The 13,891-nt window shown below is 44.0% G+C and carries 10 protein-coding genes; 2 read left to right on the forward strand and 8 right to left on the reverse strand.

What is annotated here, in order from left to right; all coding sequences use genetic code 11:
• Window positions 1-39: 39 nt before the first annotated feature.
• Window positions 40-585 carry a DUF924 family protein gene (locus ACT3S4_RS05420; protein WP_444760648.1) on the forward strand — a complete coding sequence of 182 codons (546 nt, stop codon included), beginning with the start codon at window positions 40-42 and terminating at the stop codon, window positions 583-585.
• A gap of 109 nt (window positions 586-694) precedes the next feature.
• Here the strand turns inward: ACT3S4_RS05420 and cysE are convergent, their stop codons facing one another.
• The 8 genes from cysE to ggt all read right to left on the reverse strand — a co-directional run bounded on the left by cysE (window position 695) and on the right by ggt (window position 11,647).
• Window positions 695-1,621 (reverse strand): serine O-acetyltransferase, encoded by a 927-nt coding sequence (cysE, locus tag ACT3S4_RS05425; protein ID WP_444760649.1) that lies wholly within the window; start codon window positions 1,619-1,621, stop codon window positions 695-697.
• Window positions 1,622-1,770: 149 nt separating this feature from the next.
• A complete protein-coding gene (locus tag ACT3S4_RS05430; RefSeq protein WP_444760650.1) occupies window positions 1,771-2,214 on the reverse strand; it encodes a YtoQ family protein in 444 nt (147 codons plus the stop codon).
• Between the two features lie 115 nt (window positions 2,215-2,329).
• Window positions 2,330-3,223 carry an RNA methyltransferase gene (locus ACT3S4_RS05435; protein WP_444760651.1) on the reverse strand — a complete coding sequence of 298 codons (894 nt, stop codon included), beginning with the start codon at window positions 3,221-3,223 and terminating at the stop codon, window positions 2,330-2,332.
• On the reverse strand, window positions 3,223-3,600 hold the full coding sequence (locus tag ACT3S4_RS05440) for an Hpt domain-containing protein (RefSeq protein WP_201553749.1): 378 nt from the start codon (window positions 3,598-3,600) through the stop codon (window positions 3,223-3,225). The genes ACT3S4_RS05435 and ACT3S4_RS05440 overlap by 1 nt, the downstream gene beginning before the upstream one ends.
• A 242-nt stretch (window positions 3,601-3,842) precedes the next feature.
• Window positions 3,843-7,553, reverse strand: a complete 3,711-nt coding sequence (dnaE, locus tag ACT3S4_RS05445) for a DNA polymerase III subunit alpha (protein WP_444760652.1) — start codon at window positions 7,551-7,553, stop codon at window positions 3,843-3,845.
• A gap of 485 nt (window positions 7,554-8,038) precedes the next feature.
• Window positions 8,039-9,154, reverse strand: a complete 1,116-nt coding sequence (locus ACT3S4_RS05450) for a DUF2931 family protein (protein ID WP_443518340.1) — start codon at window positions 9,152-9,154, stop codon at window positions 8,039-8,041.
• Window positions 9,155-9,278: 124 nt separating this feature from the next.
• A complete protein-coding gene (locus tag ACT3S4_RS05455) occupies window positions 9,279-9,680 on the reverse strand; it encodes a hypothetical protein (RefSeq protein WP_443518341.1) in 402 nt (133 codons plus the stop codon).
• 20 nt (window positions 9,681-9,700) lie between these two features.
• On the reverse strand, window positions 9,701-11,647 hold the full coding sequence (gene ggt / locus ACT3S4_RS05460) for a gamma-glutamyltransferase (RefSeq protein ID WP_443518343.1): 1,947 nt from the start codon (window positions 11,645-11,647) through the stop codon (window positions 9,701-9,703).
• A 180-nt stretch (window positions 11,648-11,827) separates the two neighbouring features.
• On the opposite strand from ggt, the gene ACT3S4_RS05465 reads away from it, so the two are divergent.
• Window positions 11,828-13,870 carry a hypothetical protein gene (locus ACT3S4_RS05465; RefSeq protein WP_444760653.1) on the forward strand — a complete coding sequence of 681 codons (2,043 nt, stop codon included), beginning with the start codon at window positions 11,828-11,830 and terminating at the stop codon, window positions 13,868-13,870.
• Window positions 13,871-13,891: the final 21 nt, after the last annotated feature.

Here is a 13,891-nt window from a genome sequence, read left to right on the forward strand (position 1 = left end):
ATGCTTTTGGCTGACTTTTTTAAATAATGTAGTGAGGAAATGATGTACAACGACATATTAAATTTCTGTTTTAACGAGGTGGGTAGTGAGAAGTTTTTTGAGAAAGACATAGCGTTTGATCAATTATTAATAGAGCGATACAGCGGTATACTTGAGCAAGCCGCCGCCGTAGAATTTTATACATGGCGAAGCAGCATAAAGGGGCGTTTAGCAGAAATTATTATATTGGATCAATTCTCGCGCAATATTTATCGTGATACGCCAGCGGCTTTTGCCCAAGATGCGATGAGTCTCGCGCTCGCGCAAGAGGCGGTGGCTGCCGGTGCATTAGAGGCACTTGAAAAGATGGATAAACGTAAGTTTTTATTGATGCCTTATATGCACAGCGAATCAAAACTGATTCATCAGCAAGCAGAAAAGCTATTCAAGCAATATACCAATGCAGATACCGTGGATGCTGAGCTTAAACATAAAGTGATTATCGATCGTTTTGGTCGTTATCCGCATCGTAATGATATTTTGGGACGAGTTTCAAGTAGTGAAGAAATAGAGTTTTTGACGCAGCCTGACTCATCTTTTTTATAAAAATTGTCTGTTAACTGGCTAGTCCATAAAGCGCTGCTTATCAATTGGTTAAAATAGAAAAAGAGGCTGTTTAGCCTCTTTTCATTCAGTATCGACGACAGCTAGAAGATTACTTCTGCTCAGCGCCTATCTCATCTATATCAGCACGGCCAATCACATCGATATCCTCTAAGCATAGTTTGTCATATTCTTTTTTGCAAAAATCAGGATCAATTTTGCACATCGCTGTTTGTAGTTGATCGAGGCGATTTTCTGATTGTTGGATATGCTCTAGCATTTTAGCAAACGCTTCAGCCACAGGATCTTGTGAGGATGGGTCGATGCCATAAGCTTGAAACGCGGTTTCGCGTGCTGAGCGGTTGGTGGATTTTTCATCTATTGATTTTTTCTCTATGCCATTATCTGTAGAAGCAGCTTGAGCTGCTTTTTCTTGTTGCTTGGCGTCATCGACCTTTTTAACAATCGGATTGCCTTTTTCGTCGTGATGGTCTGATATCATCCGAGCGGCGCTGCCGACCATGGTCGCACCTGCTGGTACTGCCTTTACTACGACGGCATTTGAGCCAATTTTAGCGCCTTTACCGACAGTAAATGGTCCCAATACTTTAGCACCAGCACCAACGATAACCCCATCTTCCAAAGTAGGGTGGCGCTTGCCATTATTCCAAGAGACGCCGCCAAGCGTGACCCCGTGATAAAGCGTCACATCATTGCCAATCTCTGCCGTTTCGCCAATGACAATGCCCATACCATGATCAATAAAAAACCGTCGACCGATTTTGGCAGCAGGGTGTATCTCGATACCTGTGATGATGCGTGAGCCATAAGAAATTACTCGCGCCGCCAGCTTTTGCTCGTTTTGCCACAGACAATGGGCACCGCGATGCAAAATAAGTGCATGAATACCAGGATAGGTCAGGATGACTTCTAAGCTATTACGTGCAGCAGGGTCACGGTTAAATACCGCATCGATATCTTCTGTTATGTCTTTTTTGATGCGTGAAAGTGATTTGAATAAGGCAGTTGGCAATGACATAAATTGTCCTATCGTATTTTTGATTACAATCAATTTAGTTATAGCAGCTTTGCAGCACAAAATATAGCGATGAGCGATAAATAAAAATAGACGACTGACAGATAAAATGCCAATCATTGACAATTTATCTACAGGCAATTATTTATGATTTAACTATCACTGACAACATATTTTAGCAGCTCAACAACTTGCTCTGGCGTTTGCGCCCATGCCATTGCCGCCGCATCGACTTCTTTTAGCGGATGGATAATATCTTCAGCATGTAGGGTAATGTACGGCTTGCCTAAAGCCGCGCAGTAGCCAGCATCGAATGCAGCGTTCCACTGCTTATATTTATCACCAAAACGAATAATAGCAATGTCGCACTTTTGAATCATGTTTTTGGTGCGAATCGCATTAACTTTTGATGATTTATGGTCGCGCCAGAACCCATTGTCATTTTTACCGAGTACGTCACCGGCGGCATCGCTGGCTTCATGATCAGTCACTGCGGAGGTAAAGGTAATATCTAAACCTTTGTCTTTCGCGCCTTGCATGATTTTTTGTCGCCAGTCAGTGTGTATTTCTCCAGACAAATAAACGTTCCAATTCATCATCAATTCCTTTTTATTATTGAATCCTATCATTTTTAAAATCATAGCATTTGTAAATGCTACGGCTGCTAATGCAATAGCAACTCAACGCCTGAAAATTTGCATATTAAAAGCTTTAGTCTTTTGCAAGTTTGGCAATTAATGCGCTTAATAGCTGATACTCTTTTTGATCAAGCTGTAAGCGTGAGCCCAGTCGTGACAGCCGCGATGGTAATGACTTCAAGTTTTCGCTATCGGCCAGTCCGCGCTGAACCATCAGCTCTGTCGTGCGCTGAGTCAGCTGTTGCAGTTGTTGCTGGCTAATGGCGGGTTCATCCCATTGCTGACGTAAATGTACATCGAGCATTGGCTGAGTAGTAGTGCTCAAAGCAGTATCTAAACTATCCGCTGTCTGAGTGTGTGATTGCGCGTAAGCAAAAATAAAGCTAGCGATTACTTGCACGGCTGACGCGACATTGAGTACAGGATAAGCAGGGTTGGCATCGATTTGGATATGATAATCGGCATAAGCTAACTCTTCATTGGTCAATCCACGATCTTCACGCCCAAATAGGATAGCGATATTTGGTTTATTAGTAGTAGCAACCGATAGGGTATCAGCGTTGCTATCGCCTTTGCTCGACGCCGACTGTTTATCGATAAAATCAAACATAATCTTAGCAGCTTGCGTGGGTGTCACGACAGGGCGGGGCAAATGACGACTGCGACTGCTGGCAGCAAATACCAGCTGGCAATTCGCAATAGCAGATTCTAAAGTAGGTGCAATCAAGGCTGATGATAGCAGATCGCTGCCACCTGCTGCATGAGACACACTGGTTTCATCAATTGGTAGCTTGGGATCGATAACCGTCAAACGAGACAAGCCCATTGTGTGCATTGCGCGCGCTGCTGAGCCAATATTGGCAGGCAAAGTGGTATTAACCATGACAATTTGCACACAAGACAAATAGTCGCTCACCGTATGATTGACAGTAGATGCTGCTAATATAGGGGTAGAATCATTACTCATTACAACCCCAGTCTTAGATTGATTTCTTGTTCTGCGCGTTGCAATGCGGCGGCGATATTTTCAATCAGTGCCGCTTGCTCGCTGATAAGACGCTCGCGGCAGCGCTCTTGTAACTGGCTGCTCAAGTTCATTAATTGGGTCGTGCCCAAGTTGGCGCTGGCCCCTTTTAGCGCATGAGCAACTTCAAAACCATTGGCATTGTCATTTTCTTGCTGAGCGACTCGCAGCGCACTTACTCGCTGCTGACTGTCAGTGATATACACTTGTATCAAATCAGCAAAGTCTTCTTCTAACAAATCACGCATGTCTTCAAATTGCTCATGATTAATGATTTCTTCAGCTTGGTGAGCCATATTTTTATTTGGGGTTTCATCCATGGTTTTATGTCCAATTCTAAAAGTTAAAACGGTAAAGGGTTTGTAATAAATACGTCAATGTTCTTCAGGTATTAGGGCGTGTCCTCAATTCAATCAATTACTCTCTAAATGGGCTAAAAATGGCTAAATTTTGTTAAACATCGTCAATAGCTTATCAGTATCTCGATATTAACGGCGCTATCTTCCTTGTTTGACGGCAATTTATCTCATTTTTATTACCATTTTTAAAGTGAGGATACGCCCTAGCTATAATGGAAATGTAAATTGTCTTCACTAACCATATTCTTTAATTGCTGTAAGTTGTCATCGTTGGGATAGATGCGCCAGTGCTCAGATAGCCCTACGTTAGCGATGCCAAATTCCTCATAAATGCTCAGTCCCAGTGGCAGACAATTATCATTAATGGAGGCATCGGTATTGCTCAAAGCATTATTGGCATAACTTTGATTAGCACTATTTTGATTTATGTCATTTTCTAGCGCCAATAAATCATTGCCATTTTCATCATACAAACTTCCGCCCATCGCTGCATCGTAGCCACTATTGCCATTAAAGCTGCCACTTTGCTCGTCTTGCTCGTTGTCATGAGACAGTTTTGGTGCTGGAATAATGCTGGCTTGCGCGGACTTGAGTAACGGTTGCAGTCGCGTCAGCAGATTGATATCGCTGCCATGAATTTTGATACTGATTTTTTTCATCCATCTTAGGCGCGCATCGACCATGCTCATGGCACTATCAAGACGGGCAAATAAACGCCCATCACGCTCACGAATGCTGCCTTTGATGATAACGACTTCATCAATTTTTAACTGTTCTTTGACACGATTGAAACGCTCGGCATAGCAGCTTACTTCCAGCCTTGAAGTGCCGTCATCTAAGATAATGACATTGCGATTACCAAAGTTGGCAATATCAATAATCAATCCGGCGAAATAACAGCTACCGTTATAGCCCGTGTCAGTCAGTTTATCGAGACGAGTGCCTGAGGTATAGCGTTTTAACTCATCCAAGTATTCATTGATTGGATGACCCGTCAAATACAATCCTAAGGTGTTCTTTTCTGCTTTTAAACGATGTTTATCACCCCAAATCAGCTCTGGCGTCATAACCAGTGGCGGCGCGGCGACGACACCATCCATTTCACCAAACAAATCCATCATGCCGATTTCACGGTTTTGACGGTCTTGTTCAGCAGCTTGTACGGCACTTGGCAGCTGGCTCATTAATGCGCCGCGAATCTCGTACGCTTCATCGGCTGGTAAATCTGGTCGTAGGGTGGCTGCAAAGTCATCAAAACAACCAGCGTTTATCAGTCCCTCTAAAGTGCGTTTATTAACCTTTTTAATATCAACGCGGCGACAAAAATCATAGAGATCTTTAAACGGTCCTTCACGGCGGCGTGCATCAACGATAGACTCAACCGCGCCTTCACCGACGCCTTTAATCGCACCCAAGCCATAAATGATATTGGTTGGGGTATCGGCAACAAAATGCCATTCACTGCGATTTACCGATGGATTAACCACGGTCAAATCAAAGTTTTCACGGCAATCATTGATAAAGAACACCACGTTATCGGTATTGTTCATATCAGAGGTCAGTACCGCTGCCATAAATTCGGCAGGGTAGTATTGTTTGAGATACGCGGTCTGATAAGCGAGTACACCATAAGCAGCCGAATGCGAGCGGTTAAAACCGTAACCGGCGAACTTCTCCATCAAGTCAAACACGCCGCCTGACGTTGCTTCATCAATACCTTGCTCGGTTGCACCCGTGATGAAGATATCGCGCTGCTTAGCCATTTCCTCAGGTTTCTTTTTACCCATAGCACGGCGAAGCATATCCGCGCCACCCAAGCTATAGCCTGCCATGACCTGCGAGATTTGCATGACCTGTTCTTGATAAACAATAACGCCATTGGTGTTTTCTAAAATCGGCTCAAGATTGGGATGGTCATAGATGACTTCCTCACGACCATGTTTGCGGTCGATATACATCTCTACCATACCCGCATCGAGTGGACCCGGACGATAAAGCGCACACATGGCGATCACATCTTCGATGTTGGTCGGTTGCAATTTCGCCAGATACTTTTTCATGCCCATACTTTCTAGCTGAAAGACCGCAGTGGTCTTGGCATCTTGCAAGAGCTTGTAGGCTTTTTTATCATCTAACGGTAGGTCTTCTAACACCAACGCATCTTTACCTTCTTTTGCACGGCGCAGGTTGATATTTCTGACAGCGGCATCAATCACAGTCAAGTTACGTAGACCCAAAAAGTCAAATTTTACTAGCCCAACGGCTTCAACGTCATCTTTATCAAACTGGCTGACGCGGTGACCTTCATCATCACAATAAATTGCGCTAAAATCTGTGATTCTGTGCGGCGCAATCAATACGCCACCAGCATGTTTACCCACGTTCCGGCAAATGCCTTCAAGCTTAATCGCCATCTCCCACACTTCAGTGGCATCTTCATAATCCATATTGTCAGGATTGGAGATTAAGTCTTTGAGCTGCGGCTCTTGCTCGAGTGCTTGACTGAGGGTGATACCCGGTGTTTTAGGTATCAGTTTCGACATTTTGCTGGCAAGGAAATAGGATTTACTTTGTGCACGTGCCACATCACGCACCACCGCTTTTGCTGCCATCGTACCAAAGGTAATGATTTGCGAGACCGCTTCACGACCATAGGTTTGCGCCACATAATCAATAACGCGGTCGCGACCTTCGATACAGAAGTCAATATCGAAATCGGGCATGGACACACGCTCGGGATTCAAAAAGCGCTCAAATAATAAGTCGTAATGAATAGGGTCGAGGTCGGTAATATTGAGCGAATAAGCAACGAGTGAGCCTGCACCAGAACCACGACCAGGACCGACTGGTACGCCATTGGCTTTTGCCCAGCGGATAAAGTCCATCACGATGAGGAAGTAACCAGGAAAGCCCATTGAAAGAATAACTTTTAGCTCATACTCTAATCGGTCATCATATCTTTGGCGAAAGTCGCTCCAATTATCGCTACGTTTCTCGATGGGAAATAGTTTATCTAGTCGATTATTCAGACCCCGTATTGATTCTGCACGGAAAAACGATTCAATCGTCTCACCTTCAGGCACAGGAAAGTCAGGTAATACGTTGATACCAAGCGTCAACGTCACATTACAACGGCTTGCTAAGCGCAAAGTATTGTCAATAACCTGCGGAATATCAGCAAATAACTGCTGCATTTGCGCTTGGGTTTTAAGATACTGCGCATCAGAATAAGTTTGCGGGCGATTTTGGTCGGCAAGTACGTAGGAGCCTGCGATACAAACCCGCGCTTCGTGAGCATCGAAATCATCCTGCTCTAAGAAACGCACGTCATTATGAGCAATGATAGGAATATGATGCTTAGCACCAGAGTGAATAGCGGCTTTAATAAAGGCGTCTTCACCTGAGCGATTGGTACGCTTAATTGCAAAATATAAGCGATCAGCAAATTGCGCCTGCCATTCTATTAGCAGCTCATCGGCTTTTTCTGGCATCGAGCCGACCAGTGCCTGACCGACATCTGATTTTTCAGTAAATAACACAATCACGCCTGCCGCATGCGCTAGAATATGACTGCGCTTGACGATTGGTACACCATGATTGGCATCGTCGGCGCGCCCTTCGGTAAAGCCAAGCGATACGATACGAGTGATGTTTTGATAGCCCTCGTTGTCCATCGCGAGTAAGGTGAGCCGTGTGTCTTCATTTTCCATGATGACTTCACTGCCGATAATGGGCTTGATACCCGCACCTAGGCAGGCACGATAAAACTTCACCGTGGCATACAGATTGGACAAATCGGTCAATGCCAGCGCGCGCTGATGGTCAGCCGCCGCAGCTTTCACTAGCGGCTTGATACGCACGATAGAATCAGTGATTGAATATTCGCTGTGGATGCCAAAGTGTACAAATGCCATAAAAGACTCTTACTAGTACGATCAAAAGCAATAAGCTATCGATAAAATAAAGGATGTTTATCCGTTATCCATATTGATGTTCAAAGGTAAATAAGACCTCGATAGCCATGTTGATACGTTTTAAATGGGGTCGTCAATAATAGCATTATTTGCCGCAGACAACCACTGATTCCAAGTTATTAGGCTAAGTAATAAGGTTGGAAGCATTCATCAGATATGTGCTATTTCAATTCCACTAAAAGACCTCAGCGATCTTATTTCAGTGTAATAGACAAGATATAGGCAAGATTTTTTGCTAGGGAAAGCATTATTTTTCTATCAAAAAACCGCTGACATTCTTAACGATGAAAGCGGTTATTTATGAAATGTTTAGAAAGAACTATAGTTCTGTTTAGGAATGAAAGGCTTTTAGATATTTGGGTGATAAACTAAACCTCATATCATCTGTCCTAAATTAGTTGACCACTACAAGTATATGAGTCTTTTTATTTGAACCATTTATATTCATCCTCTTTTAGTAGACGATAAAAACTACCATGTAAGGGTACATTTTGCTTGGTGACACCATCAACGGTTAGATAAGCAACCAGCTCACCATCAACAATGTTGACCATTAGTGCTGCAGGCTCTTTGTTTTCCGCAAAAAAAGTTTTAAAAATCTCAAACTGCTCTACATCGCCATCGGGCATTTCTTTGGCACTTGGAGAACTTTGGCTAAAGCGAATAATGGCTTGATACCGTTGGCCCTCATGTTTAAAGTATAGTCGATACCAAGCAGGCAGTGCTTTTTCACTCTTGTATGTGGTTAAGTCTACTTCAGACTGTGGGGTAAATGTCGTGTTCCCATTAATCAAGAATTCTGTGTAACCATATACATCAAGCGGCGTGGAGAGATACCATGGAAACTTTTGGGTATTAAAGGCTTTCCATCTGCCAATAGGAAAGATGCCGTTGGCTGTTTGCGCTTGTATCTCTTCGGGCTGATCCTCAACAAACCCTGATAGATATTCTTCTTCACTTAAGCCTTCAGGATTAAAATGATTGGCCTGTGCAAAATATTCCCATGGAATATCTATTTCTTCTGCTTGAAACTGTGCTACCTCTACAACTTCTGCCCAACCGAGACGCATAGAGACGAAGCCACCAGGAGCCAGCGCCAGCTGAATCTGCTTAAACTGTTCAGTATCTGGTGTGTCTTCGAAATCCATAGTGAGCTTGCGCTTAAACTTCTTTTCTATCTCTGCTTTGGACAGTCTGGCTCTGATATGATAGTATTTGCCTTCTATGGGCGCCAGCCACGTGAGATTGATGCCATCAGGAATGCGATAGCCACCTGACGCATCTGCACCTGCTGTCCGCCAGCCGCCGCCTGCGTGCGCATAAAAACCGCGTCTTGAACCATCGTCATACATCCAAAATGACTCACCCGCGACCAGCTCAATGGGGTAGTAGCGTGGCGCAAATACTGCTGTAGAAAACCCCGTGTTACTCTCTTTCATAAACACTCCCTTTAATTCACGAGATACATCTTTTCCAAAGACAATGCAGGCCGTGAGCGATGCAATAAGCAGTGACAATATGGCGAGTTTGATACTTTTCATAAGTGTGCCTTTATTTATGCTATAGCATGATGCTGTCATTATGTATTTAAGTGCTACACCATATCTTTGTGATATCACCACTATTTGATGATAGATAAGACAGACAGCTTAATTAGATTAATAACTAGCTATCCACTGGTACACTAGGTAAACCGTTTCTGCAGTCAAATCTTTTAGTACCCACAGGCAAGTCATATTTTTTCCAATAGCGACGCAGCTGCGGCGTGGTCAGCTCGTTTCCTTGACAGTCCTTTGGTAATAAGGGTGTGCTCCCGTCACAAACAAAATACAGTGTGCCTTGAGGTAAGTTGTTGTCTTCCCAGTATCCTTTTGCCGATCTTTCGGGCAGTGGCGAAAAAAGAAGTTTGTCTGTTGCTGGATTGATCTCTGTGGTACATCTTCCTACTGCATTGCCAGAGTCAGTTTCTAAATAGTCTTGTTCATACATAAACCGTGCACCCAAATCGATACAGGCAGTGAGGCCTAATATGCTGGTCAATATTAGTGTGAGTTTGATTATCTGCATAATACCCTCTAGTATTATGATTAATACCCAACCACAGCTGCATCAACGATACGCGGATCAGATGAGCCATAGACACCATTTGGCGTGATCATAATCGACTGAGTCGAACCCATGGCTGATTTTGGACTGACCATATGACCCATTGATTCAAGCTTTTTAACCGTATCAATATTCAGTGCTTTTTCGACCCGAATCTCATCAGGCAGCCATTGGTCATGGATACGCGGTGCGTGAGTGGCCTCAGCGATATTCATATCATGATCAATGACATTCGAGATTATTTGAGTGACAGTGGTAATGATGCGGCTACCACCAGGGCTACCTGTGACGATATATGGTTTACTGTCTTTAAAGACCAGCGTCGGACTCATAGACGATAATGGACGTTTATTGGCTTCAACGGCATTTGCTTCACCGCCCAATAATCCATAACCATTTGGTACGCCGGGTTTGGCAGAAAAATCATCCATTTCATTATTGAGTAGGATACCCGTACCTTCAGCGACTAACCCTGTGCCATAAGAGAAGTTTAGCGTATAAGTATTGGCTACCGCGTTGCCGTCTTTATCGACAACAGAGAAATGCGTGGTTTGATCACTTTCATACGGTAGAGGGTTGTTGGCTTTGATGGTAGACGCTGGCGTGGCTTTGTCTGGATTGATTAAGGTGCGTAGTTTATCCGCATAAGCCTCTGAGGTTAAGCCGCTAGCAGGCACATCGATAAAGTCAGAATCACCTAAATACTCTGAGCGATCCGCATAAGCGAGCTGCATCGCTTCGGCCATTAAATGAATGGTTTGCGCGCTGTTTTGACCGTAGTCTTTTAGCGGATAACCTTCTAAGATATTTAAGATTTGCACGATATGAATACCACCAGAAGACGGCGGTGGCATCGAGACAATCTCATAACCACGATAATCGCCTTTGACGGGCTCGCGAGCGATAGCTTCATAGTTGGCTAAATCTTGTAAGCTCATGCTACCGCCAGCCTCGTTGACAGCCTTGACTAACTTACTTGCGGTTTCTCCTTTATAGAATCCATCCGCCCCTTTTGCGGCAATCAGCTTAAGCGATTTTGCCAATTCAGGCTGTTTTAAACGCTCACCGGGTTGATAGGCGCTACCATCAGGTTTAAAAAATATCTTTTTCGTGCTTGGCCATTTTTGCATGCGATCGCTTAATGCTGTGAGTGACTCAGACAGACCTGCTGTGACTTCTATACCGTCCTCAGCCAGTGCAATTGCAGGTGCCATCACTTGTCCGCGGCTCATGGTGCCATGATCTTCTAACGCTTTAAGTAATCCTGCGACCGTCCCCGGTACGCCAACTGCTAGACCGTGATAACGAGACAAGTCGCTGACCGCATTGCCATCCTCATCGAGATACATATCACGCGAGGCACTACTCGGTGCTTTTTCACGGTAATCGAGTGCGACCGTTTTGCCTTGCTTGGCATCATAAATCATCATAAATCCACCACCACCGATATTCCCAGCGCGGGGTAAGGTCACTGCTAAGGCAAAGCCAACGGCGACGCCAGCATCAACCGCATTACCACCGTCTTTTAAAATCTTGAGTCCAATATCAGAGGCGAGGGCTTCTTGGGTGGCGACCATGCTGTTCTTTGCCCAAACAGGGTGGTGAATCGCATCTTCAGAATAGATGGCTTGATCGGTCTTGGCATTGTTAATCGTGGAAGTGAGGGCATTGATTTTGGCTCTTGTCACACGCTGAGTTTCAGATATTACAGTAGGATTATCAGCCATAATCGCGAGATTGATGGCGCTAGTGTTAATCGATGTTTGGTTGATAGTAGTTGATTGATTGGTTGTCGGCTCAAGCGCGTGAGCAGATAGTGATACTAAAAATGTGCTACTGATTAACAAAATAGCCGCTTTAATATTTGCTCTACCTTGAGGATTATTGTCAGCAGTGCGTATGTTGTTTTTTGATATCGAGGTTGGCATTGTAAAGTCCTTTTTACTTGAGCGAGAAAGCCATAGTGAGAAAGTTGTTTTGTATAAAAAAATCTAAGTATTTTCTTAATAAATAGGTTCTAATATTACTAAATTGTAACGCATTGTGATATAAATAACGGTACTAATGTACACTAATTATAGACTGGCTATTTATACAAAGAGATTACTATGTCATCAAATCATATTAATAATCATAATCGACAGCACTATTCTGAGATGACGAGTCATCATTCGTCTATCAATAATAACGACCATGTATATCAGGTAGGTAAATTGACGTCTATCGCCTTGCTGGTTGGCACTACGTCTCTGGCTCTTTTGGGCTGTCAATCAAGCCCAGCGTTATCATCGCCTGCGGCATCAAAAAGTATGATTGATTTTAGTACCGCTGATAGCGCGCAGAGCCAAGCACAAGGACGCGCATTTAATGCCAGCCTCACAGCCAAAGCTGAGCGTTATCAGCAATTATTCGACCAAGAAAAATACCCCAATACTGACAATCAAGCCAAATCACATTTACTGGCAGCTATTCGTCAGCATCTTGCAACAGAACACGTAGCAGTCTCGCAAGCCAATTATCAAGCCGTTCCTTTTATTGATCCAGACAGCATTGATGCAGGCTCTAGTAGCTTACTTAGAACGATTATAGAAGCTTATGCTTATGAGCCTGAGGATTTAGACAATGATTATTTAGACAGCGACTCTTTATATAGCGATGATAACGAAAGTGGGTCGAATGATAATGATGGCAGTTATGACTATAGCGACTCCGATCTAGCAGAAGCTAGTGAGGAAACAGCTGTAGACGAGGTTAGTGAATATGGCGATTACGATGTCATCGATGCCGATGAGACTGTTGATGATGAGTATAACTACGATGAAGACGGCTATGATCCAGACGGTTACAATGAATATGGCTACAATCGAGAGGGTTACGACAGCGATGGCTATGATGAATATGGCAATGCAGAGGGCGGCATTCTCTCAGGGGTTTCGAAATTAAAGCCCAACACTCTGTTAAAAAACTATGAAACTATACAGATGGCAAAACAACAATCAGAGGATGTAGAACAAGGTAGCCAATCAACGCCATCTACGGGCGTCATTGGTCAAATGCTGAGTATGTTCCATCGCACGCCGGAACAGATAGCTGCGTCAAATGCTTATCAATATCAGAATTTAACGTTTAATAGTGTCAGTCAGTACAAACCCAAACAGCGACAACTACAGAGCGTCTATAGCTATAACTATGTGACACCAACGATTAGCTCATCTATACAGATACCGCTAGCGTTCGATTTTAACCATAGTACAGTTACGGTAGACCCATCGGCAATCATGCCTATTGTGGCGCTTGTTAATCCTGAAAACACCCCTTTACCTAACCAAATGACCTCACATACCGTTAGTTTTGGGTTGCCTGAGAGTATTACCGCGCAGCTGCCGCCAGCAGTGCTTTACGATGCTGCCATTGCTGCCATACAGAGCAGCATGGCAGAGCTAGCGCCTGAGCATTTTAGCGCGGTAGATATTCGCAGTGATGCCTTTGCCAAAGAAGTCGGTGCGAGCCGAGCGGTAAAAGTCTATTTTGGCAGCAAGCAAAGCGGTGAGATGATCGGCAAAACCCTAAAATACATGACAAAGTCACTACAGGATTATGTCGATGCCAATCCACAGAAATATCCTGATGGCGCTATGCTAAAAACTGTGCTGGCGAAAGTGCAGCTATACAATAAAGGCTACCAAAGTGCGGATGTAGGTTCGCTTTTGCAGCTAATTGAAGCCATAGGTCCGATCTCTTTTAATCAGATAAATTACTATTATTTAGACCGCTCAGATCGCCTGCTTGCTAAGCAGCAGCGGGTAAATATCGGTGGTGACTTGATGGGTTCGACAACCAGCGTGCTGAATCAAATACGCTATGATAAAAGCAGCTTTAATAACCATGCACTAACGCCTTTATTGGCTGAGTCTTTTGGCGCAAATGCTAAAGCCGCTATCGATGGCAATGCATGGATGGCAGAGCAACGCCAACAAAAAGACAGACTGCAAACGGCACGTGATGCCCGCTATGACTATAGTGGGAGCAGCGATGATTACAATGATGATGACTATAGTAGCGATTATGCAGATGGTGATAGTGGCTATGAGGCAGCAGAATATGACACTGATATCGAAGACGATGCTGACAACAGGGTAGACAGTCAATAACGCTATCTTGTCATGTTCAAG

This window comes from Psychrobacter sp. AOP30-A2-5, from assembly GCF_052378115.1.
Lineage (GTDB): Bacteria > Pseudomonadota > Gammaproteobacteria > Pseudomonadales > Moraxellaceae > Psychrobacter.